The following is a 20,221-nucleotide window of genomic DNA, read 5'->3' as shown; positions in this document are numbered from 1 at the left end:
AGCAAGGACTGCAGCAAGGACTGCAGCAAGGACTGCAGCAAGGACTGCAGCAAGGACTGCAGCAAGGCGTTGAGCAGGGACTTCGGCAAGGCATTATTCGCGCCACGCTACGCCTGCTTCAGACGCGCTTTGGCGAGGACGCCCTCCGTGTGCAAGCGCGCCTTGAACAAATCGAATCCGTGGAGCAGCTGGAAACGCTTAACACCGAAGCCGCCCTTGCGCCCAGCCTGGAGGCGTTCGAGCAAAAACTAAGCTGACCCGTCGCCGACAGGAATCGCCCCCCACGCGCCGAAACCGAGAGCGGAAAACGAATGCGACCACAAACGACGCGCTGGGCAATCGGCGGGCTACTGACGGCGGGGATGCTAACTGCCCTTGCCTCCAGCCCCTCTCCAACGGCGTGGGAGCGGGGAGATGCAACTTGCACGCGCCAATCCATTTGGAGTGCTGAAGCGCAGCTTCAGCATCGGGCGGAAGCTCCGCTTCCGCACTCCAAAATGCCGCTTGTTGCAGAAGGTGAGGGCACACCAACCATACTCCCGCGATCGACGATCGCGAGTGTGCAATCGGGAAGTGCGACCGCCCAACCGTCCAAGCAACACACGCTGGGCGTTGCCCTTGACTACACCGCAAGCGACTTCGCGGAACGCCTCAGCCAACTCAAGGCGCAGGGCGTGTCGGAAGTGGTCATCCGCCTGAGTGCGCTGCCCAGCCGCGAGGCGTGGCAGTCGCTGCTGGAGATGGCGGAGGCGTCAGGGCTAAACTGGCGGCTGTGGCTGACGAACTTGCCGCGCACCGAAGGCTGGACAATCGCCCCCGAACGCTATCGGATGGCGGGCAACGCCGAGGGGGTCTATGCCCTGACTGTGCCCGACGCGACGCGCCTGCTGTTGGCGGTCTCACCCCGCGAGACGCCGTACCTGCGCCTCAGCACGGTGCTAGAACTCAGCAACGGACGCGCCCTTACTGCCATCGGCGACACCGCCGAGAGCGTGCTGCTGCTGTACCCGTTGCGCCCGAACGCGCTGCCCGACCTGTGGGACGACTGGGACGCCTACCGCGACGCGCTGCTGAGCCTGCTGCGGCATCGCGCGCCCACGCGGGGCTTTCGCGGCTGGCTGCTGCAGAGCGACTGGGACATCCTGAGCGTCAGCACGCTGCCGACCAGCCCGCTGGCGCAGGCGGAGTGGCAGGCGTACCTTAGGACGCGCTACCCCGACCTGACCGAACTGGAACGCGCGTGGGACACCAGCACGAAACTGGAGCGACACGAGCAAGCCGCGCGCCTGATACCCCTCTGGCGCGAGGGGCGCGGATTGCCCTACCTGATTGCGCCCGACGAGTCGGTCAAGCCGCAGGAGTTGGACGCCAACCGCAGCCGCTTCTGGGAGGACTGGCGGGCGTTTCTGGCGGAGCGGTGGCGCGTGCTGGCGGCGGGGCTGCGGGAGATGCTGACGCGCTACACGCCGAACGCCGACTTCACCATCCTGCAGACCGCGCCCGACCCTGCCGAGTTGCCGACGCCTGACGCTTTCGCAGACCCGCAGACGCCGATTGGCTGGTATCTGCCCGCCGCGCGACGCGACCTGTGGCGTATGCAAATGCTGTTGGAGACGCTGCGCCGCGAGCGCACACTGGAACCGCTGACGACGCTGATTCTGGAGTGGGCAGGCGACGACGCCGAACGCGCGTGGATGTTTCAGACCTTCGCGCGGGAGATGGGCATCGAGCGCGTCTACTGGCGCGGGCGACTGCCCGAAGACGCTTGGCGCACGCTGATGCAGACCGACGCCGCGCCCGACGCGCCGACCCTGCAGCCATTCCCCGCGACGCTGTGGGGGCTGACCGAAATCCGACGCTATCGCAGCGGCTGGTGGGTTCCCAGCGCACAGCCTGACCTGCAGCCGCTGTTGTGGGGCTTCGAGATTCACGGCTTCCAGAAGGCGACCGAAGTGCGCACGCTGGACGCGCAAGGCAACCTAAACATCACGCGCCAACTGGAACTATGCCTGTGGGTGGAGGAAGGCGAGCGGGAGATTACCCTGCGCCGTTTTGACCGTGCGCCGCTGACAGCGTTCGACCTGAACGGGCAGGCGGTTCGGCTGGAGGTGCGCGGCGACCGTGTGCGCCTGCGCGTCGGCGCAACCCCCGTGCGCCTTCGCGGCTTCCAGAGCGAGCCAATCTGCGAGACCAGCGTAGAGGCGTGGACGGCGCGCGTGGGCGAACTGTTCAAACAGGGCAATCCAACGGGGCAGGACGCGCGGGTGCTGAAGTTCAACTTCGACAACGCGCTGAGCATTTATCGGCGCAACCCGTCGCAGGGCTTTGCGCTGCTGCGCACCAACTGGTTCGAATTTGAGCGGGCGTTCCAGCCCTACTGCTGGCTGGAGGCGGAGAGCGCGCGCCTGCACGAGTTCGGGACTATTCGCCGCGATCCTGCGATGAGCAGCGGCGCGACGCTGTGGCTGAACACGCCGATGCCCATCGAGAGCGCGTCGGCGACCTACGCTTTCAGCCTGCGCGAGGCGCAAGCCTACACGCTGTGGCTGGCGGTGCGCGGCGTCCCGTCGGGCAGCGTGGAGTGGCAGGCTGTTCCCGCTGGCGAGGCAGAGGCGACCCCTGCAGCGGAGGGCACTGCGGTTCTGTCTGCGGAGCGCGCCGTCGCCCGCTACGCCGACCAGTGCTACTGGCTGCCGCTGGGTACAGCGACGCTGAAGGCAGGCGAGTACCGACTCACCCTGCGCTGGAAGCCGAGCGCGCCCCAACCGCCGCACTACACCGAGTGGGACGCCATCCTAATCGCCCCGCCAGGCGTGCAACCGAAGCACATCTTGCCGCCTGCCTACTGACCGCGCGCCTTTGCCGAGAGTCCCGATAGGGTATAATACACCTCCAAGCCGGAGTGGCGGAACTGGCAGACGCGCCGGTCTCAAAAATCGGTCTGGGGCGACTCAGGTGTGGGTTCGAGTCCCACCTCCGGCACCACGATTGTTCACGGCGAGGGCGGGATGCAAAAGAGGGCAGTTGTGCAGGCGAGCGCGGAGCAGTGGGTGCAGTGCGCCCGCTGCAAAAAGATTCTGTTCCGTCCCGATTTCGAGCGTGCGCTGCGCGTGTGCTCGCACTGTGGGCATCACCATCGCCTGCGCGCCCGCGAACGCATCCTGCTGACGGTAGACCCCGACAGTTTTCAGGAGACCGACGCCGACCTGCGCCCCAGCGACCCGTTGGGCTTCCCCGAATACGCCGACAAGCTGCGCAAAGGGGCTACGGCGGCAGGCGAGACCGAAGCCATCCTCACGGGGCTTGCCCAGCTGAACGGCGTCCCTATCGTGATTGGCGCGATGGACTTTGGGTTTATGGGCGGCAGCATGGGGTCGGTTGTGGGCGAGAAGGTGGTGCGTTGCCTTGAGCGCGCGGTCGAGTCGCGTCGCCCTGTTATTCTGTTTTGCGCTTCGGGCGGGGCGCGGATGCAAGAGGGGCTGATTTCGCTGATGCAGATGGCGAAGACGACGGCGGCAGTCGGCAGGCTGCACCGCGCGGGGCTGCCCTACATCGCGGTGTTCACCGACCCGACGATGGCGGGCGTGCTGGCGAGTTTCGCGTCGCTGGCGGATGTGATTCTCGCCGAGCCAGGCGCACTGGTCGGCTTTGCGGGGCAGCGCGTCGCCGCGCAAGCCAGCGTCGGCAAACCACCTGCCAACTTCCAGACTGCCGAGTTCCAGCACGAACACGGCATGGTCGATATGATTGTGCCGCGCCGCAACATCCGCCCTACGCTGAGCTACCTGTTGGAGATGTTTCAGGCGTCCTACGGGGGAGGCGAGACGCCATGATGACGATTTTCGACTTCGAGAAGCCCATCAACGAACTGGAGAGCGCAATCGCCGAGCTGCGCCAGATTGCCGCCGAGAAGGGGCTGGATCGCTCGCGCGAGATTGCCGAGCTGGAGGCGCAGCGCGAACGGCTACTGAAGCAAATCTTTGCGCACCTACGCCCGTGGGACAAGGTGCTGCTGGCACGCCATCCGAAACGCCCCTACGCGCTGGACTACATCCGCCTGATGTGCGAGAGCTTTCTGGAGCTGCACGGCGACCGATTGGGCTTCGATGACCCCGCGATTGTGGCGGGGCTGGCGAAGATGGGCGGGCACAACTTCGTGATTGTCGGACAGCAGAAGGGGCGCGACCTCAAGGAGCGGCAGAAGCGCAACTTCGGGATGGCGAAGCCCGAAGGCTACCGCAAGGCGATGCGCATGTTCCGCCTCGCTGAGAAGTTCCGTCTGCCCGTGCTGACCCTCGTCGACACGCCCGCCGCCGACCCAGGCGTCGAATCGGAGGCGCGAGGGATTAGCGAGTCGATTGCCCAGTCGATGCTGACGCTGTTCGAGCTGACCGTACCGACGATTGCGGTGATTTTAGGCGAGGGGGGCAGCGGCGGCGCGATTGCGCTGGCAGCCACGAACCGCGTGCTGATGCTCGAACACGCGATTTACTCGGTCATCCCGCCCGAAGGGTGCGCAGCGATTCTGTACCGCGACCCGAACAAAGCCCCCCAGGCGGCGGACGCGCTGAAACTGACTGCCGAGAGCGCGTTGGCGTTGGGACTTATCGATTTGGTTATCCCAGAGCCGTTGGGCGCGGCACATCGCGACCCGCAGACCACTGCGCTGAGCGTGCGCTCCGCCGTGCTGCAACAGTTGGAGGAGTTGCGCACGCTTTCGCCCGAAGCGTTGCGCGATCACCGCTACCAGCGGTTCCGTCGCATGGGCGTGTTCGAGGCAGTGGGCTGATTGCCGTCGTCATCATCTCACCGCAGAAATCATACCTGACACGGTACACTAACGCACGGAGTAGCATAGTGGAATATGCAACGGGCGCGGCTGTTATGCATTCCGAACTTCTCGGAGGGGCGCGACGAGACCACCATCCACGCGATTGCCGACGCCGCCGTTAGTGCAGGCGTGCAGATACATCACCTCTCGCGGGACTATGACCACCATCGGATGGTGCTGGCGTTTTCGGGCGCGCCATCGCAGGTGCGGCGTGCCATGCTGCGTGCAGGCGCGGTCGCCGTCGAGCGAATCGACCTCACGCGCCACCAAGGGGCACACCCGCGCATCGGCGCGGTGGATGTCGTGCCGTTTGTACCGTTGGAAGGGCTGACGCGCGCCGAGGCGGTTGCGTGGTCGCACACGGTGGCGCGCAGTTTCGCGCGGCGGCTGCGCGTGCCTGTGTACCTCTACGAACACTCGACGCGGGAAGGACGCGCCCGCGACTTGCCCGCCCTGCGCAAAGGCGGGTTCGAAGGCTGGGTCGGCAGGCGGCTTACAGGCGAGCGCGTCCCCGACTTCGGACCCAAGCGGCTCCATCCGACGGCAGGTGCGACGATTATGGGCGTGCGTGACCCGCTAATTGCCTTCAACTGCTACCTGCACCCGCCCGACGCCGCGCTCGCCCAGCAGATTGCCCGCCGTATCCGCGCGGAACGCACGACGAACCCCGCCTTACGCAGCGTGCGCGCGCTGGGACTGTGGCTGCCCACGCGCCAAGTTGCACAAGTCTCCTTGAACATCACCCAAACCGACCAAACAGACCTGTTTCGCGTGACGGAGGCGGTGCGCCAGATTGCGCGTGCGCACGGCGCAGAAATCGTCGGAACGGAACTGGTCGGGGTTCTGCTGGCGGAGGACGCCGCGCGCGCGTTGCAATCGGCACTGGGGCTAAACCAGATAGACCCACAGCAGATTGTGCGTTAGACTGCTTGCTGCAGCGCCGCAATCAGGCGCGCCAAGCGCGTGAAGTAGTCGCGCGTGGGGTCGGGCATCTCCAGCGTGTCAGCAAGCACCAGCGGAACCCGTAGCAAGCGCGCGGCGGTCGCGCCGAGGGGCGATTCTTCGGCGCACAGCACCATCGCGACACGCGCCTGACGCGCCCGCGTGAGCGCACTGCGGAACGCCTGCAGGCTCGGCGGGCGTTCATGGTCGGGCTGGAGGCTGCCCAGCGAGCGCATGCCCAGCCGCCGCGTGAGCGGGCGGTAGGCGTCGTGAACGGCGATGTACGCCTTGCCCTGTAGGACACGCCGCGCCTCGCGAACCTGTACCTCCAGTTGCCGAAAGAGGAGTTGCGTTCTGCGCCATGCCTGACGCTGCGCGATGCCCAGCAAGCCGTCCTGCGCCGACCAGCGCAGTATCTGCTCGCAACTCTGCCGCGCGTTGCCCAAGTCCAGCCAGATATGTAGGTCGTCGGATGGGGGGTGCAGGTGGTCGAGCAGCATGCGGATGGGCGTCTTGCCTTGTGTGGCGCGTTGCAGCGCGGGCAGATAGCCTTCCAGCCCACCGCCGACAGCAATCACCGCTCGCGCCTGCAACGCCGTGCGCACCATGCGCACCGTCAGCGGCGTCTCGTGCGCGTCCGCGCTACGCGGCTGCAGTAGCACAACGGGCAACTCCAGCGCGCGCGCCCAGTCCGCAAGCACTCCCAGCGTCGCCGCGTACATCGGCTACCCCTCGCGCATCTGCGGGAAGAAAATCACCTCGCGAATCGACTCCGCGCCTGTGAGCAGCATCGCCATGCGGTCGATGCCGATGCCCAGCCCGCCTGCAGGGGGCATGCCGTACTCCATCGCCAGCAGGAAGTCCTCGTCGAAGGGGTGCGCCTCCTCGTCGCCTGCTTGACGCAGGGCGAGTTGCTGCTCGAATCGGGCACGCTGCTCTATCGGGTCGTTCAGTTCCGAGAAGGCGTTGGCGACCTCTTTGCCGAACACATAGCCCTCGAAGCGGCGCGTGAAGCGTGGGTTGTCAGGCTCGCGCTTGGCTAACGGCGAGGTGTCGATGGGGAAACCGTACACGAAGGTCGGCTGCTGCAAATGCTCGGCGACGCACTTCTCCAGCACCTTCTCGATGATGCCGCCGATGGTGTCCTTGCGCTCCACATGGATACCGACCTTCTCGGCGGCAGCGACGGCGCGTTCCAGCGTCTCGAAATCGGCTTCGGTCAGCCCCGTATGCGCATGAATCGCGTCCATCAGGCGTATGCGCCGCCACGGCTGGCGAAAGTCCACCTGCACGCCGTGCATTTCGAACACCGTCCTGCCGAACACTTGCTCGGCGACATGGCGGAACAGGTCTTCCACCAGCGCCATGATGTCTTCGAGGTTGGCGTAGGCTTGATAGAGTTCCAGCATCGTGAATTCGGGGTTATGGCGGGTGGAGATGCCCTCGTTGCGGAACACGCGCCCAATTTCGTACACGCGGTCGATGCCGCCAATCAGCAGCCGTTTGAGGTGCAACTCCAGCGCGATGCGCAGTTGGAATTCCCGATCGAGCGCGTTGTGGTAAGTGGTGAACGGTCGCGCGGCTGCGCCGCCCGCCAACGGTTGCAAGATGGGCGTCTCCACCTCCAAGAAGCCGCGCGCGTCCAAGAATCGGCGAATTTCGCGAATCATCGCGCAACGCGATAGTAGCCGCGCCCGCGAGTCGGGGTTCACCAGCAAGTCTAAGTACCGCTGGCGGTAGCGCTGCTCGACATCGTGCAGTTCGTACCAGCGTTGCTCGCCCTTCTCTTTGGGGAACGGCACGGGACGGATGGCTTTCGCTAGCAGCGTGAAGTGCTGCACATGCACGGTAATCTCGCCCGTGCGCGTCTGGAACACGAAGCCCTCCACGCCAAGATAGTCGCCCAAGTCCCACAGGTCAATCAGTTCGTAGCGCTCGCCTTGCTCGTCCGCTTTGAGGTAGATTTGCAGTTTGCCTGTGCTGTCCATCAGGTGGGCGAAGGTCGCCTTGCCCATTTTGCGGATGGCGACGATGCGCCCTGCAACAGCGACCGTCTGCCCCTGCAGCGTCTCGTACCCGTCGTGGACTTGCTGTAGGGTATGCGTGGTCGCGTAGCGTTCGATGGCGAAGGGGTCCAGCCCCTGCGCGCGCAGTTGCTGCAGCTTTTCTTTGCGTATCTGCACCAGCTGGTTCTCTTCCGTAGCGGGATGGCGGCTCTGGTCGTGCATGGTGGGAATTGTACCTGAGTCGCCTTCTCCTGTGCGTGCGTGAGCGTGTGCCCAGCCCACATTGCGTCCTAAAATCCCCAACCGCCTCCGCCGCCCAGCGGTTGGTGGAGCGCGTCAACAATACGCGCGAAGGCGCGCGTCCACAGAAACGCCCAGAACGCCGCGCTGCTGCCGATAACTGCCACAAGCGTCCACCCGCCGCGCGCGCCCGCCCTGTAGGTCAGCCAGACGCCCAGCCCCCACGCCCACACCGCGCCCATCATCAGCGCCAGCGCGGTAAACGGGTCCAGATAGCGTATCAGCAGCGTCGCCAGCCCCACAGGCGTTAGCGACAGCATCGTAAGCACTGCCGAGAGCAGCAGCGTCAGCAGCCCGAACATCAGGCGCGAGGCGACCTGCGAGCGACCCAGCCACCCCAACGCGCCCACCCACTGGGGCAAATCCCACCGCACCCCCGCGAACGGACGGCGCGCAATCTGCGGTTTGACCCCCCGACGGCGCAACTCGCGCAACACACACAAATAGTGCGCCTGATAGCGTATCGGGTGGATGTGGAAGTAGATGTCCAGCAGCTCCTCGTCCGAGCAGCGCTGGAGGCGTTCGGCGTACTGCTTGAGGTCAAACCACCACGGCGGCGCAATCACGACAGCAAGAGTCTACCCTTTCAGCCCTGTGAGCGTGATTCCACGCACATAGGCGCGCTGCGTCAGCAAAAACAGCAGCACCAGCGGCGCGGTCACCACCGTCGCTGCCGCCATCAGCAGGTTCCACTGCTCCCCGTGCCGCCCCAAAAAGTATTGCAACCCGACCGCAAGCGTGAACTTGCTGGCGTCGTTGAGGTAAATCAGCGGGTTCATGAAGTCCGTCCACGCCCACACGAACGAGAAGAGCGCGACTGTCGCCACTGCAGGCTTCGACATCGGCGCGACCAGCCGCCACAGAATCGCCCACTCGCTGCAGCCGTCCAGACGCGCAGCGTCAATTAGCTCCTGCGGCAGCGCCAGGAAAAACTGGCGCAGCATGAAGATGAGGAACGCGTTCCCTAAAAACGCGGGCACAATCAGCGGCAAGAAGGTGTCCACCCAGCCGAGTGTGCGAAACAGCAGGAACACGGGCAGCAGCGTGACCTGCGGGGGTAGCATGAGCGTGCTGAGCATCACCCAGAACCAGAAGTTGCGTCCGCGCCAGCGCATCCGCGCGAAGGCGTAGGCAGGCGGCAGGCAACTCAGCAGCGCGCCCACGACGCTCAGCCCCGCAATCAGCAGCGTGTTGCGCAAATAGAGCCAGAACGGGAAAGTCGCCAGCGCGTGCTGGTAGTTCTCCCACGCGATGCGGTTGGGAACCCAGCGGATTTGCTCCGTGAACAGCTCGTCGTCGGGCTTGAGCGCGGTGGAGAGCATCCACGCAATCGGCAGCATATAGAGCGCGAGCAGCCCAAGGATCGCCGAGTGCGCCAGTATGCGTTTGCCCATCAGTAGCCTCCTGCATACCCTTCGGCGCGCGGGTCGGAGCCAGCGCGGTAGCACTCGCCCACTTGCTGGATGACCTGCACCGCGCTGGGGTGCGTGCCGAGCGGGGTCGTGCGCACGCTGTGCCCACGCTGGCGCAGAGCCTCCAGCAGCATATCGCTCGGCGCTTCGAGGCTAAGCGCGCCTGCGGAGGGATCCGTGCTTTGGGCGGGTTGCCATGCCCAGCGCGGCTGCTCAATCGCCTGCTGGGGTTCCATGCCGTCATCAATCAGGCGGCTAATCACCTGCAGGTTCGTCTGCACTTGGATATCGCCGCCAGGCGTGCCGCCGACATACGCCAGCGCGTCGCCGCGCGTGATGAGGTAAGCGTTTAGCGTATGCATCGGTCGCTTGCCAGGCGCGAGGCGGTTCGGGCTGTCGGGACGCAGCGAGAAGCCGCGCATCCGATTGTTCAGCAGGATGCCGTCTACCACCACGCCGCTGCCGAAGGGGTGATAGACGCTCTGGATGAACGAAATCGCGTTCCCGTCGCGGTCGGCGACGCAGAAGTAGGTGGTGTTCGTGTCGCGCAGTTTGCCTGGGGCGTAGACGGCTTGCGCCCGCTCCAGCAACAGCGCGCTGCGTCGCTCGCGGATGTAATCGGGCGCGAGCAGCTGCTCGGCGCGGTTGCCTACGAACCGCGGGTCGCCCAAGTGCGCCCAGCGGTCGGCAAACGCGCACTTGATGGCTTCCACCATCAGGTGCGTGCGCTGGGAGGCGTCCATCCCGCGCAGGTCGAACCCGTCCAGCAGCGCGAGCGCCTCCATGAGAATGATTCCTTGCGACACGGGCGGCTGCCCATGCACGGTGTAGACGCGGTAGCGCACGCGCAACGGCTCCAGCAGTTCGCCTTCGTGGCGGGCGAGGTCGTCCGCTTCGAACCAGCCGCCGTGTTGCTGGCTGTAGGCGACAAGCCGCCGCGCGAGTTCGCCCTTGTAGAAGGCATCGCGTCCGCCTGCAGCGATGGCTTTCAGGGCGCGCGCTGTGTCAGGGCAGCGCACGCTCTCGCCTGCGCGCGGCGCGCGGTCTTGCCCCAGTAGCCCCTGCAGCACGGGGCGCAACTCGCTGGAGCGGCTCGCGTTGCGCCAGATGTTCGCCTTCCGCTCGCTAATCGGGTAGCCCTGTTCGGCGTACTCAATCGCAGGCTCCAGCAGGCGCGGGACGGGCAGTTTGCCATACAGCGCGTGCAGGCGGAACCAAGCATCCACCAGTCCAGGCACGGTCGCGGCGGTGATTCCGCGCAACGGGATGCCGTTCGGAAAGCGTTCGGGCGTTGCGGCTTGAGGTGCAGCGCCTGAGCCGTTGAGTGCCAGCGTGCGCCGACGCGCCGCGTCGTACAGCACCGCGAACGCATCCCCGCCGAGATGGCTCGCCCACGGCTCCACCACACACAACACGGCGGAGGTCGCTATCGCCGCGTCCACGAAGCTGCCGCCCATCCGCAGGATGTGTATGCCTGCGCTGACCGCCAGCGGCTGCGAACTGGCGACCATCCCGTTCCGAGCGTAGACGGCACTGCGCGAGAGCATCGGGCAACAATTCGAGGCACGGAGCAAAGCTCCTGCCCGCTGGGGGACGACATAGACAGCGCAAAATCCGCGAAAATGTGCTATAATAGGGCATCACTCTAACGGAGGTGCGATGACCATGCGAAAGGCGATTCTTTTGGGAACCGTCGGCGCATTTCTTGCGCTGACCAGCGTTGCAGTGGCGCAAACGCCTGTTCAGAAACTCATCAAGGCAGGACGGATGTCTTTCCGACTGCAAGACTCGCCGTATTACATCCGAATCGGAGCCGCTTGCGATATTCCTGCCGCGGGCGGCGGTATCGGCGACCAAGCCCCGATTTGTGTCACCCTGTCCGATCTGAACAACGACGGGGTAGCGCTGGACTTCGAGATTACTATCCAGCAGATGGTGAACACGATTCAGTCTAACGCGACGGTACAGTTCTACGGCACGCCTGTTGGCAACAACCAGGTACGCTGGCAAGGTGCGCGCACTTTTGATCCGCCTGAGTGCGCCTTCATCGGCGGCTCTGTGCAACAGTGGTTCCAGCTCCTACAGGTCTTCGGCGACTTCACGATGGAGATTAGCGAGGGCGCATGTAGCCCCGACCCCTTCAGCTGCACCTCTTGCGGCGCAGACCTCACGCTGACCCCTGTCGGCAACGACCCGAACAACCAGGATGTGAACTTTCTGGGCTTTGAAGGCTTCATTCGACTGGCAGGTACGGACTGCAACACAGGCAGTCCGCTCCGCGCCTGCGCGCGCACTTGGGCGATTAACGCGATTGCCTACAGCAGCAGCTTGCCGTCGCAGGGCGATGTGAACGGCGACTGCACGATTGACGACGCCGACTTGCTGGCTGTGCTGTTCAATTTCGGCGGTAGCGGCGACGGCGATGTGAACAGCGACGGCGTGGTGGACGACGCCGATTTGCTGACCGTGCTGTTCAACTTCGGCAGCAGCTGCTAAGGTAAATCACCAGAAATACTCCCCGATTTGCCCCGAATTTGGGGCAAATCGGGAACCCTGCTGGCAGGAATTCCGTCAGTAGGGTAGAATTACACCTACTACGAGGAGGTAATTGGTATGATACGGCATCGTGGCTTTACGCTAATAGAGCTGTTGGTCGTCATTGCGATCATCGCCATCTTGGCGGCGATCTTGTTCCCCGTGTTCGCGCAAGCGCGCGAGAAGGCGCGCCAGACCCAGTGTGTGAACAACATGAAACAGGCAGGGCTCGGCGTCATTCAATATCTTCAGGATTATGACGAGACCTACCCGATGAGTGTCTACCGCGCCCGCAACAACCAGAACCAAGAGTGCGCCTACACCATGCTCTCCGCAATCGAACCGTATGTCAAGAACAAAGACATTTTCGAGTGCCCATCCGCACGCCAGGCGATGGATCTCGACGATTTCTGGCGTCGAATGGGGATAGGATTGACAGGAGGCGATTGTGGGCAGTTCCGATGGCTGAGCTATGTGGCGAACTTCGCCCTGTTTGAGGACGGTCCTGCGAACACGATTACAGGCGCAGTAAACCAGCCGCCTATCAAGCAGGCGGAGCTGGAATTTGTGGTCGAGACCGCAGCCTATCTGGACGGGCACCTTACTGTTCAAGGCGGTACAGGCAACTGCGGCTTGTTCAACTCGCCCGTCGAGGGGCGCCACAACGAGACCGTCTCGGTCGTCTATGCGGATGGGCACGCAAAGTCGATGAAGGTGACCCGCGCCGATGTGTCCTGCATCAACATCTCCAACAAGACCTTCCGCCTCTGGTGCGTGACATCGCCCCCATACAATCGTGAGTGGGATTACGCGGCTGGCAGGTGCAGGCAGTCGCTCAAAGTCTGCCAGTCCTCGCCTGCTATAGCCGGCTCACGCGATCTATGGGGGATTGTGGTGCAAGATGCTCAAGGCGTCAAGTGCACGCGAGATCTGCGACGGACGCAGTAACCTTAGCTTCGCCTATCTACTTGAACTCGGATGAGAAGAGCGTGAGCAAGAACTTCGCGTAGCCATAGCCTCCCCTGCAGATAGGGGAGGCTACACTATTTTGTGCCGCACTCTGAACCTATCAGGGTCGCTCAAACCTGGGCTTTATAAGTTGCCTGTGCGTTGAGATTTCGACATTGCTCACTCCACCCCGACTCTCCCCGTCAACGGGAAGGGAGTTGCAGTTCCTCCCCCGTTGACGGGGGCTGGTAAGGGTACATCGCTTAGGTTCACTGCACGCCGAATGAGTGCGCTTTTTTGCCCTCACCCCCAACCTCTCTCCCACAGAGTGGGAGAGAGGTGTAGGGGCGAACGGCTGTTCGCCCTGCCGCTGTTTTCCCACCCTCTCGCCTCGCAGGAGAGGGGGAAAGAGGGGGTGAGGACGACAAGGCGTGTCTGTCCGACGGCGCTCGCACTGGAAAATTGTGCCCACCCTGAGAATTCCACGCTTGACCGTTGTACCCTTATCAGGTTGACGGGGGAGGTTAGGAAGGGGTAAGTTGTCGCATATTGAAAATCTAACGCAAAGACACTTATTAGAGACAAGTGAGCGGGGAGCAAGTTGTCCTTCTCTGATGTTGACCTCGCACAGGCGTAATATCCCCCTCTGTGGTGAAGCCGATGCGACGCTATCGCGTCTCTGCTGTGCCGCACCCTGTGTTTCGCGGCTATCGCAAGGGGGGCGTCTGGTTCCCGAACGCGCCCGCGTTTGTCGAACTGGACGAATCGGCGCTGACGGACGCCATTCGCGCATGCCCCCTGCTCCAGATCGAGGAGGTACTCACTCATGCGACAGACGATTCTCCGCTGGGCGTGGCAGTTGCTCAAGCCGACGCTACTGATGTGGCTGCAGGAGCGCGCCCTGCGCCTGCCCGCCCATCAACGCGACGCACTCGCGCAACGCCTGCGCCTGCCCGCACAGAGCATCGAACAGGTCGAAAACGCCCTGCGCCAAGTCGTGCTGTACCGACTGGAACGCTGGGAACCCTAACGGAGGCAAGCGATGGAGTGGACGCAACTGATACCCCTCATTAGCGCGCTGGTGGGCTGGGCGTTCCTGCTCACCCGCCAGATTCTGGCGCGGATGGACAAGCTGGTCGAGGCAGCGCAGCGGCAAGAGCAGGCGATTACCGACGAGTTCATCGCCTACCTGCGCCAGAGCGTTGCCCGCACGGAGGCGAGCTACGAACGGCTCGAACTCGCGCTGGAGGATGTGCGCGACGCGCTGCTAAGCCTGCGCCAAGCGATTACACACTGGCAGGAGACCGCCAAGCCGTAGAGGTGAGTCGCGATGCTGACCGTATCCCGCGCCGCCGTGAAGCGCAAACTGCGCCTAACCACCAACGAGTACGACGCCGAGATCGACGCGCTGATTGCCGAGATGTTGCCTGCGCTGCGCTACGCGATTGAGCCGAGCTACCTCAACACAAGCGACGCCGACCTGCTGGCGACGCTGAATCTGGGCGCGCTGGAGATTATCGCGGGCGAGATGGGCGCGACGCTCTACCGTGAACTTGGGGCGTGGACGGGCTTTCGAATCGGATGGCTGCAAGTGCTGCCGCCTGCCCTGCGCAACCCCGCCGACCCGACGAGGCTGAAAGCGCAGGGCTATGCCCGTCTCAAACCGTTCCTCAAGCGCGACGCGCAGTTGCTGTTTGTCTACCGCGAGCGCGAGGGGGAGACGCTGTGATTGTGCGCGAGTGCCTAAATCACTGGCTGCGCCGCTATGGGGAGCCGTTCTATGTGGGGCTGCAGTCGTATCGCGGGCTGTTTTTCCAGCCGCCTGGCAATCTGCTCCGCTGGCTATTTAGCCCCGAAACGCTGAACGAACTGCCGCGCCCGCTGTGGGCGGTCGCCGTCGCCCCCACTGTCAGCCTTGCCGACGGAACCGCCCTTACATGGCGCGGCGCGACCTATCGCGTGCTACGGTCGCTGGAGTTTCGATTCGATACAACCCCCGTCTACCGCTTGATGCTGATTGAGCCTGTGGCGTGAAGAGCGCGTCATGGGTTAAAATATGGGGGGATGCGCATCGACCCGAATTTGGATGCCTACCGCGAGCTGGGGGTCTCTCCGAGCGCGTCGGCGGAGGCGATACGGCAGGCGTACCTTGCGTTAGCGCGGCGGTATCACCCAGATCGCGCGCCTGCGGGACGCGCCGCCGAGTACGAGGAGCGGATGAAGCGGATTAATACCGCCTACGAACTGCTACGCAATCCCGAGTCGCGTCAGCAGTACGACAGGCTCCGCGCGCCGCAGACGACGCTCACGAACTCCCATGCGCCGACTGCCCCGCGCGCCCAGCCGAATGATCCCTACACCGAGATGCGCGCGGGCTATCAGCGGCGCGTGTACCGCGTGCAGGCGTCTACCCGCGCCTTGCCTCCGTGGGCGCAAGCGTTGTCAGGGCTGTTCGCGGGGCTGGGGCTGGTGGCAGGCTTCCTGCTGGGGCTGCCGTTCGGCATCGTCGGCTGCATTCCTGGCGCGATGGTAGGCATGGTGGTCGGGATGCTGGTTGGCTTGTGGGCGGTCTACTTGTTCGCGCTGGCGCTGCCGACCGCGCTGTTGGGTTGGTTGGGGCTGCTGATTGCCGACGCGACGGGCATGTGGGTCGGCGGGGGTCTGGGGTTCGTGCTGGGCGTCATGTGGGCGCGCCGTTTGTGGCGACGCGCCCGAATCACAGCCTCCTACCACTCGCGATAGGGACGCCCGTCGCTGCCGACGCCCTCCGCGGGCGAGCGCACCTTCATCTCGCCCGTCTTCGAATCGCAGTAATACTCCAACTCCTCGCCTGAAATTGGGCAGCGCGGAACCGCGTGCAGGTACGGACCGCGATAATACTCGGGATTCATCATGCTGGGACGCCGCCACCGATCGAGCCCAAACTGAGGCGGTTCTGTGGTTGTCAAATCGCTTAGGTCGGTCGGGTAAACGCCCGTGTCGTGATAGAACACGAGAATCGCGTGACGCGTCTCTGCCAGCACCACGCGCAGGCGCGCTTCGGGGTCGCGCGGCAGGTGATACGACACACGCGGCGCAAATGCCGCCAACACAGCCACACTCATCACCGCCAGCGACAAAATTTCCACCATCGTCATCCCGCGTAGCCAGCGCATCGTAGCCTCCAACGCACATCTGGGAGGGTTGTTCCACATCCCTATAGGGATGTGGAGGGATTATCGGGTAAAATTCCCCTCGACAGGAGGACGCTATGGCAATCACGCTATCGGAGCGCGCGGCGCACGAGTTGAAGACGCTGTTGGAAGAGTCGGGCATCCAGAACGCGGGGCTACGGGTCTGGGTCGCAGGCGGCGGCTGCAGCGGACTGCAGTACCAAATGGCTATCGACGACGCGGAACCTGAAGAGACCGACCTCGTGTTCGACTCGCACGGAGTCAAAATCTATGTCGACAGCCTTAGCATCCGCTACATGGATGGCTCACACATCGACTATGTCGAGGACATGTTCGGCGGCGGGTTCAAGATTGACAATCCGAACGCTGTTAACAGCTGCGGGTGCGGCTCATCGTTCCAGACCGAAGACGAGATGGGCACGCCTGGCGCAGGCTGCGGCAGTTGCCGTTGCTGTGGGTAGATTTGGGTATAATACTTGGCGGAAGCCGACATAGCTCAGCGGTAGAGCGGCGCACTCGTAATGCGCAGGTCGTGGGTTCGAGTCCCACTGTCGGCTCCAGGAGTGTTTCTCGCCTGCCTTCGCCTCTCTTGTGCGCTACTTGTTGGGCGGCGGGTCGACAAACCCTTCAGACCCTCACCAACCACCTGCAAGCACAGCTCGTAACAGGCGTTATCAAAATCGTGGTGGAGGGCTGGGAGGAGGTAGTTCAGGAATGAGTCCCGAAACGCTACGCGCCCTCATCCAGCAAGGCGAAAGCTTGGATGTGGAGTTCAAGAGCGAAAAGCAACGAGAACTCCGCGATGAGGAGATCGTTCATGCCGTTGTGTGCTTGGCAAACCGAGCCAGCGCCCAAAGCGGTTGGGTACTGATTGGTGTGGAAGATAGCGGACAGCCCACAGGCGCACGCCCACGACACGGGAGCATGACCGACCCAATCCGCTTGCAGGCGCTCATCGCCAACCGAACCCGCCCCTCCCTTTCTGTGCAAGTGCATGTCGTGCCCCTGCAACCTGAAGGCGTGGAAATCGTCGCTATAGAAGTCCCGCCCGTTCGCACCCCTGTGGGTACGACCGATGGCGTCTATGTGCGGCGCATCATCGGCGGGCGAGGACAGCCCGAATGTGTTCCGATGCATTTCCACGAGATGCAATCCCTACAGGCAACTCGTGGGCTTTTAGATTACTCCACTGTTGTCGTTGAAGGCGCCACTTGGGACGATTTAGACCCGTTAGAGTTTGAGCGCCTGCGCCGATTTGTGCGGGAAAGTCAGGGACAAGGCGACACGGCGCTACTGCAACTTTCTGATGAAGAGCTGGCGAAAGCGCTGGGCGCTGTGGAGGCGAACCACGCTGTGAGTCGCATCCGTGTGTTAGCGTTGTTGCTCTTCGGCAAGGATGCCTCCTTGCGCCGTTTTTTACCTACCCACGAAGTCGCCTTTCAGGTGCTTCGGGGTGAACGGGTGGAAGTGAACGAGTTTTTCCGCTCCCCGTTGCTCCGAGTGATGGAGGAAGTGCTTCAACGCTTTCGTGCCCGCTATCGCGAGGAAGAGGTTATGGTGGAACCACTGCGGGTGGGCGTGCCTGATTATTCAGAACGAGCCTTTCGTGAAGCTGTTGCGAATGCCCTTATTCATCGCGATTACACGCGCTTGGGTGCGGTTCACATCCAGTGGCACGATGACCGCATCGAAATCTCCAATCCTGGCGGCTTCCCAGAAGGTGTGCATTTGAACAATATCCTCGTCACACCGCCGCGCCCGCGCAATCCGCTCTTGGCGGACGCCTTCAAGCGAGCGGGGCTTGTGGAGCGCACGGGGCGCGGCATCGACATCATCTTCACCGAGCAACTCCGCTACGGACGCCCCACTCCCTCCTACGAACGCAGCACGCCAGCCGATGTCGTCTTGGTGTTGCCTGGGGGGCGAGCGAATCTCGCATTCGTGCGCCTGGTGGTCGAGGAGAATCAGGCGGGACGCCCGCTGCGGCTGGACGAACTACTCTTGCTGAATGCCCTCTGGCAAGAACGCAGTCTGACAGCCGCACAAGCCGCCCGACTCTTGCAAAAATCCGATGCGGACGCCCGCGCGGTACTAGAGCGACTGGTAGAAGCGGGGCTGGTGGAAGGGCGTGGCGAGCGCAGGGCGCGAACTTACCACCTCTCGGCTGCCACCTACCGCCGACTGGGTATGCCATCCGCCTATGTTCGCCAACGCGGTTTCGAACCCGTCCAGTGGGAGCAGATGATTCTGCAGTATGTACGCGCACACGGACGAATCACCCGACGGGAGGCGGCGGGCTTGTGCCAAGTGAAAGAGCATCAGGCGTTCTATGTTTTACAGAAAATGGTCAAACAAGGTCAACTTAAATCTGTCGGAAAAGGACGCAGCGTCCGCTATGAGATGGCAAACGCGGAAAATGCAGAGAAAACGCAGAGTCTGCGTTTTAATCGCAGAGTCTGCGATTAAAACGCAGACTCGTGCAAAACACCTCCGGGCAAACATCCAGCGCCGAACACAGCACGGCAGCAGCATTCCCAGCAGGAATCCCCTCGCATGCGGCGAAACGCTTCGCGCAGTGAGCATCTTGCACCGCATTCTGGAAACCAAACGCGAGGAGGTGGACGCCCGTCGGCGCACGACACCCCTCGCGGAACTGAAGGCGCGCCTTGCAGACGCTCCCCCCACGCGCGGGTTCCACGATGCGCTGCGCCGTACCCCGAACCCCCTCGCGCTGATTGCCGAACTCAAGCGCGCCTCGCCCAGCAAGGGCGTCATTCGCGAAGATTTCGACCCGCTGCAGATTGCGGCGCAGTATCACGAAGCAGGCGCGGACGCGCTAAGCATATTGACCGACGAACCCTACTTTCAGGGCAAGCCCGAATACCTACCCCGCGTCCGCGAGCAGGTTCCCCTGCCTGCCTTGCGTAAGGATTTCCTGATTGATGCGTACCAAGTCTACGAGAGCCGCGTGCTGGGCGCAGATGCGATTCTGCTGATTGTCGCTGCTGTGCCTGACCCTGCGCAACTGCACGACCTGCGCGCCCTCGCCGAATCGCTGGGGATGGACGCCCTCGTGGAAGTGCATGACGAGTGGGAGTTGGAGACCGCCGTCGAGTCGGGCGCGACGCTGATTGGCGTCAACAACCGCGACCTGCGCACGTTCGAAGTGTCGCTGGACACCACTCTGCGCCTGCTGCGCTACTTCCCCGAGGGGATCACGCGTGTGAGCGAGAGTGGGATAGAGACCGCCGACGATGTGCAGCGACTGCACGCAGCGGGCGTCGACGCGCTGCTGGTGGGCGAGACGCTGATGCGCGCCGACAACCCCGTCGCCGTCGTGCGGGAGTGGATGGACGCTTGCCGATGAGACTCGCGCTGCTGCACACCAGCGACGCCCACAACCGCTGGAACGAGGCGTTCGTGAGCCACCTGCGCGCCCTGAAAGCCCAGCATGACGCGCTTCTGCTCGATTCGGGCGACGCCATCCGCGCGGGGAATGTCGCTGTGCCGTTGCGTCCCGAAGCAGCGTGGGACTGGATGCGCGCGGCGGGCTACAACGCGATGACCATCGGCAACCGCGAGTTCCACCTAACGACGGCAGGCTTTCGGGCGAAGACGCAGGGCGCGCCCTGCCCGCTGCTGTGCGCCAACCTGCGCCCCAAGTATCCCGACGCGCCGATGCCTGTGCAACCTGTCTGGCGCACGGAGCATCGTGGCGTACGCGTCGCTGTGCTGGGGCTGACCGTGCCGATGATCACCCCACGCATGAAGGTCGCCGCGCTCAGCGCGTACCTGTTCGACCCGCCGCTGGAGACCGCGCGCCAGTGGGTACAACACCTGCGCCCCGAAACCGACCTGTTGATTGCGCTCACGCACCTTGGCGTCCAGCACGACCGCCTGCTAGCAGAGGCGTGCCCCGAACTGGATGTGATTCTCGGCGGGCATTCCCACACGCCGACCGAGACCCCAGAGCAAGTGGGCGGCGTGTGGCTCAGCCATGCGCCCCCGTTCTGCAAGGGCGCGACACTACTGACACTCACACGCCGCAACGACCGCTGGGAACTGGAGTAGCCG

General features: G+C 63.6%; 22 protein-coding genes and 2 tRNA genes. 18 read left to right on the top strand and 6 right to left on the bottom strand.

Going from position 1 to position 20,221, the window contains the following annotated elements:
• The 6 genes from NW848_RS13360 to ftcD all read left to right on the top strand — a co-directional run.
• On the top strand, positions 1-257 hold a 257-nt coding region (locus tag NW848_RS13360; protein WP_414511236.1), incomplete at its 5' end, for a hypothetical protein.
• A gap of 303 nt (positions 258-560) precedes the next feature.
• Entirely contained in the window at positions 561-2,849 is a 2,289-nt protein-coding gene (locus NW848_RS13355; protein WP_414511235.1) for a hypothetical protein, read from the top strand.
• A 47-nt stretch (positions 2,850-2,896) separates the two neighbouring features.
• Positions 2,897-2,985 (top strand) — tRNA-Leu (locus NW848_RS13350).
• The gene (accD, locus tag NW848_RS13345; RefSeq protein ID WP_414511234.1) at positions 2,958-3,833 is read left to right on the top strand and encodes an acetyl-CoA carboxylase, carboxyltransferase subunit beta; all 876 of its coding nucleotides are present in this window, start codon (positions 2,958-2,960) and stop codon (positions 3,831-3,833) included. The genes NW848_RS13350 and accD overlap by 28 nt, the downstream gene beginning before the upstream one ends.
• The gene (locus tag NW848_RS13340; protein ID WP_414511233.1) at positions 3,830-4,789 is read left to right on the top strand and encodes an acetyl-CoA carboxylase carboxyltransferase subunit alpha; all 960 of its coding nucleotides are present in this window, start codon (positions 3,830-3,832) and stop codon (positions 4,787-4,789) included. Before accD ends, NW848_RS13340 begins: the two co-directional genes overlap by 4 nt.
• Positions 4,790-4,864: 75 nt before the next feature.
• A complete protein-coding gene (ftcD, locus tag NW848_RS13335; protein WP_414511232.1) occupies positions 4,865-5,755 on the top strand; it encodes a glutamate formimidoyltransferase in 891 nt (296 codons plus the stop codon).
• On the opposite strand, the gene NW848_RS13330 is transcribed toward ftcD, so the two are convergent.
• From NW848_RS13330 to ggt, 5 genes are all read right to left on the bottom strand, one after another.
• Entirely contained in the window at positions 5,752-6,495 is a 744-nt protein-coding gene (locus NW848_RS13330; RefSeq protein ID WP_414511231.1) for a metal ABC transporter substrate-binding protein, read from the bottom strand. The genes ftcD and NW848_RS13330 overlap by 4 nt on opposite strands.
• Positions 6,496-6,498: 3 nt before the next feature.
• Positions 6,499-8,001: a lysine--tRNA ligase gene (gene lysS / locus NW848_RS13325; RefSeq protein ID WP_414511230.1), complete on the bottom strand. Its 1,503-nt coding sequence runs from the start codon at positions 7,999-8,001 to the stop codon at positions 6,499-6,501.
• Positions 8,002-8,069: 68 nt separating this feature from the next.
• On the bottom strand, positions 8,070-8,645 hold the full coding sequence (locus NW848_RS13320; protein WP_414511229.1) for a hypothetical protein: 576 nt from the start codon (positions 8,643-8,645) through the stop codon (positions 8,070-8,072).
• A 12-nt stretch (positions 8,646-8,657) separates the two neighbouring features.
• Positions 8,658-9,473 (bottom strand): carbohydrate ABC transporter permease, encoded by an 816-nt coding sequence (locus NW848_RS13315; protein ID WP_414511228.1) that lies wholly within the window; start codon positions 9,471-9,473, stop codon positions 8,658-8,660.
• Positions 9,473-11,038, bottom strand: coding sequence for a gamma-glutamyltransferase (gene ggt / locus NW848_RS13310; RefSeq protein ID WP_414511227.1), 1,566 nt, complete (start codon positions 11,036-11,038; stop codon positions 9,473-9,475). The genes NW848_RS13315 and ggt overlap by 1 nt, the downstream gene beginning before the upstream one ends.
• A 112-nt stretch (positions 11,039-11,150) precedes the next feature.
• Here ggt and NW848_RS13305 point away from each other — a divergent pair, with 112 nt between their 5' ends.
• The 7 genes from NW848_RS13305 to NW848_RS13275 all read left to right on the top strand — a co-directional run bounded on the left by NW848_RS13305 (position 11,151) and on the right by NW848_RS13275 (position 15,716).
• Positions 11,151-11,987, top strand: coding sequence for a hypothetical protein (locus NW848_RS13305; protein ID WP_414511226.1), 837 nt, complete (start codon positions 11,151-11,153; stop codon positions 11,985-11,987).
• A gap of 117 nt (positions 11,988-12,104) precedes the next feature.
• Positions 12,105-12,974, top strand: coding sequence for a prepilin-type N-terminal cleavage/methylation domain-containing protein (locus NW848_RS13300; RefSeq protein ID WP_414511225.1), 870 nt, complete (start codon positions 12,105-12,107; stop codon positions 12,972-12,974).
• An 826-nt stretch (positions 12,975-13,800) separates the two neighbouring features.
• Positions 13,801-14,004: a hypothetical protein gene (locus NW848_RS13295; RefSeq protein ID WP_414511224.1), complete on the top strand. Its 204-nt coding sequence runs from the start codon at positions 13,801-13,803 to the stop codon at positions 14,002-14,004.
• Positions 14,005-14,016: 12 nt separating this feature from the next.
• Positions 14,017-14,292: a hypothetical protein gene (locus NW848_RS13290; protein WP_414511223.1), complete on the top strand. Its 276-nt coding sequence runs from the start codon at positions 14,017-14,019 to the stop codon at positions 14,290-14,292.
• 12 nt (positions 14,293-14,304) lie between these two features.
• Complete coding sequence (locus tag NW848_RS13285; RefSeq protein WP_414511222.1) at positions 14,305-14,703, top strand: hypothetical protein; 399 nt, start codon at positions 14,305-14,307, stop codon at positions 14,701-14,703.
• Positions 14,700-15,008: a hypothetical protein gene (locus NW848_RS13280; protein ID WP_414511221.1), complete on the top strand. Its 309-nt coding sequence runs from the start codon at positions 14,700-14,702 to the stop codon at positions 15,006-15,008. The genes NW848_RS13285 and NW848_RS13280 overlap by 4 nt, the downstream gene beginning before the upstream one ends.
• A gap of 30 nt (positions 15,009-15,038) precedes the next feature.
• Complete coding sequence (locus NW848_RS13275; RefSeq protein ID WP_414511220.1) at positions 15,039-15,716, top strand: J domain-containing protein; 678 nt, start codon at positions 15,039-15,041, stop codon at positions 15,714-15,716.
• On the opposite strand, the gene NW848_RS13270 is transcribed toward NW848_RS13275, so the two are convergent.
• Positions 15,701-16,129 carry a type II secretion system protein gene (locus NW848_RS13270; protein WP_414511219.1) on the bottom strand — a complete coding sequence of 143 codons (429 nt, stop codon included), beginning with the start codon at positions 16,127-16,129 and terminating at the stop codon, positions 15,701-15,703. The two genes, NW848_RS13275 and NW848_RS13270, sit on opposite strands and share 16 nt — an antisense overlap.
• Positions 16,130-16,224: 95 nt before the next feature.
• Between NW848_RS13270 and NW848_RS13265 the strand changes: the two genes are divergently transcribed.
• The 5 genes from NW848_RS13265 to NW848_RS13245 all read left to right on the top strand — a co-directional run bounded on the left by NW848_RS13265 (position 16,225) and on the right by NW848_RS13245 (position 20,218).
• Positions 16,225-16,608, top strand: coding sequence for a HesB/IscA family protein (locus tag NW848_RS13265; protein WP_414511218.1), 384 nt, complete (start codon positions 16,225-16,227; stop codon positions 16,606-16,608).
• Positions 16,609-16,632: 24 nt separating this feature from the next.
• A tRNA-Thr gene (locus NW848_RS13260) sits at positions 16,633-16,707 on the top strand.
• Between the two features lie 154 nt (positions 16,708-16,861).
• Positions 16,862-18,613: an ATP-binding protein gene (locus NW848_RS13255; RefSeq protein WP_414511217.1), complete on the top strand. Its 1,752-nt coding sequence runs from the start codon at positions 16,862-16,864 to the stop codon at positions 18,611-18,613.
• 109 nt (positions 18,614-18,722) lie between these two features.
• A complete protein-coding gene (gene trpC / locus NW848_RS13250; protein WP_414511216.1) occupies positions 18,723-19,514 on the top strand; it encodes an indole-3-glycerol phosphate synthase TrpC in 792 nt (263 codons plus the stop codon).
• Positions 19,511-20,218: a metallophosphoesterase gene (locus NW848_RS13245; RefSeq protein WP_414511215.1), complete on the top strand. Its 708-nt coding sequence runs from the start codon at positions 19,511-19,513 to the stop codon at positions 20,216-20,218. The genes trpC and NW848_RS13245 overlap by 4 nt, the downstream gene beginning before the upstream one ends.
• The last annotated feature ends 3 nt before the right edge of the window (positions 20,219-20,221 follow it).

The organism is Synechococcus sp. RC10A2 (genome assembly GCF_047502605.1).
Note: the sequence above shows the minus strand (reverse complement) of the source record. Positions and strands in the feature narration are given on the sequence as shown.

What these genes read in the sequence shown, in the direction of transcription:
- NW848_RS13340 (WP_414511233.1), top strand. Translation starts at nt 3,830, where the DNA reads ATGATGACGATTTTCGACTTCGAGAAGCCCATCAACGAACTGGAGAGC.
- ftcD (WP_414511232.1), top strand. Translation starts at nt 4,865, where the DNA reads ATGCAACGGGCGCGGCTGTTATGCATTCCGAACTTCTCGGAGGGGCGC.
- NW848_RS13330 (WP_414511231.1), bottom strand. Translation starts at nt 6,495, where the DNA reads ATGTACGCGGCGACGCTGGGAGTGCTTGCGGACTGGGCGCGCGCGCTG.
- lysS (WP_414511230.1), bottom strand. Translation starts at nt 8,001, where the DNA reads ATGCACGACCAGAGCCGCCATCCCGCTACGGAAGAGAACCAGCTGGTG.
- NW848_RS13315 (WP_414511228.1), bottom strand. Translation starts at nt 9,473, where the DNA reads ATGGGCAAACGCATACTGGCGCACTCGGCGATCCTTGGGCTGCTCGCG.
- ggt (WP_414511227.1), bottom strand. Translation starts at nt 11,038, where the DNA reads ATGCTCTCGCGCAGTGCCGTCTACGCTCGGAACGGGATGGTCGCCAGT.
- NW848_RS13305 (WP_414511226.1), top strand. Translation starts at nt 11,151, where the DNA reads ATGACCATGCGAAAGGCGATTCTTTTGGGAACCGTCGGCGCATTTCTT.
- NW848_RS13300 (WP_414511225.1), top strand. Translation starts at nt 12,105, where the DNA reads ATGATACGGCATCGTGGCTTTACGCTAATAGAGCTGTTGGTCGTCATT.
- NW848_RS13295 (WP_414511224.1), top strand. Translation starts at nt 13,801, where the DNA reads ATGCGACAGACGATTCTCCGCTGGGCGTGGCAGTTGCTCAAGCCGACG.
- NW848_RS13290 (WP_414511223.1), top strand. Translation starts at nt 14,017, where the DNA reads ATGGAGTGGACGCAACTGATACCCCTCATTAGCGCGCTGGTGGGCTGG.
- NW848_RS13285 (WP_414511222.1), top strand. Translation starts at nt 14,305, where the DNA reads ATGCTGACCGTATCCCGCGCCGCCGTGAAGCGCAAACTGCGCCTAACC.
- NW848_RS13275 (WP_414511220.1), top strand. Translation starts at nt 15,039, where the DNA reads ATGCGCATCGACCCGAATTTGGATGCCTACCGCGAGCTGGGGGTCTCT.
- NW848_RS13270 (WP_414511219.1), bottom strand. Translation starts at nt 16,129, where the DNA reads ATGCGCTGGCTACGCGGGATGACGATGGTGGAAATTTTGTCGCTGGCG.
- NW848_RS13265 (WP_414511218.1), top strand. Translation starts at nt 16,225, where the DNA reads ATGGCAATCACGCTATCGGAGCGCGCGGCGCACGAGTTGAAGACGCTG.
- NW848_RS13255 (WP_414511217.1), top strand. Translation starts at nt 16,862, where the DNA reads ATGAGTCCCGAAACGCTACGCGCCCTCATCCAGCAAGGCGAAAGCTTG.
- NW848_RS13245 (WP_414511215.1), top strand. Translation starts at nt 19,511, where the DNA reads ATGAGACTCGCGCTGCTGCACACCAGCGACGCCCACAACCGCTGGAAC.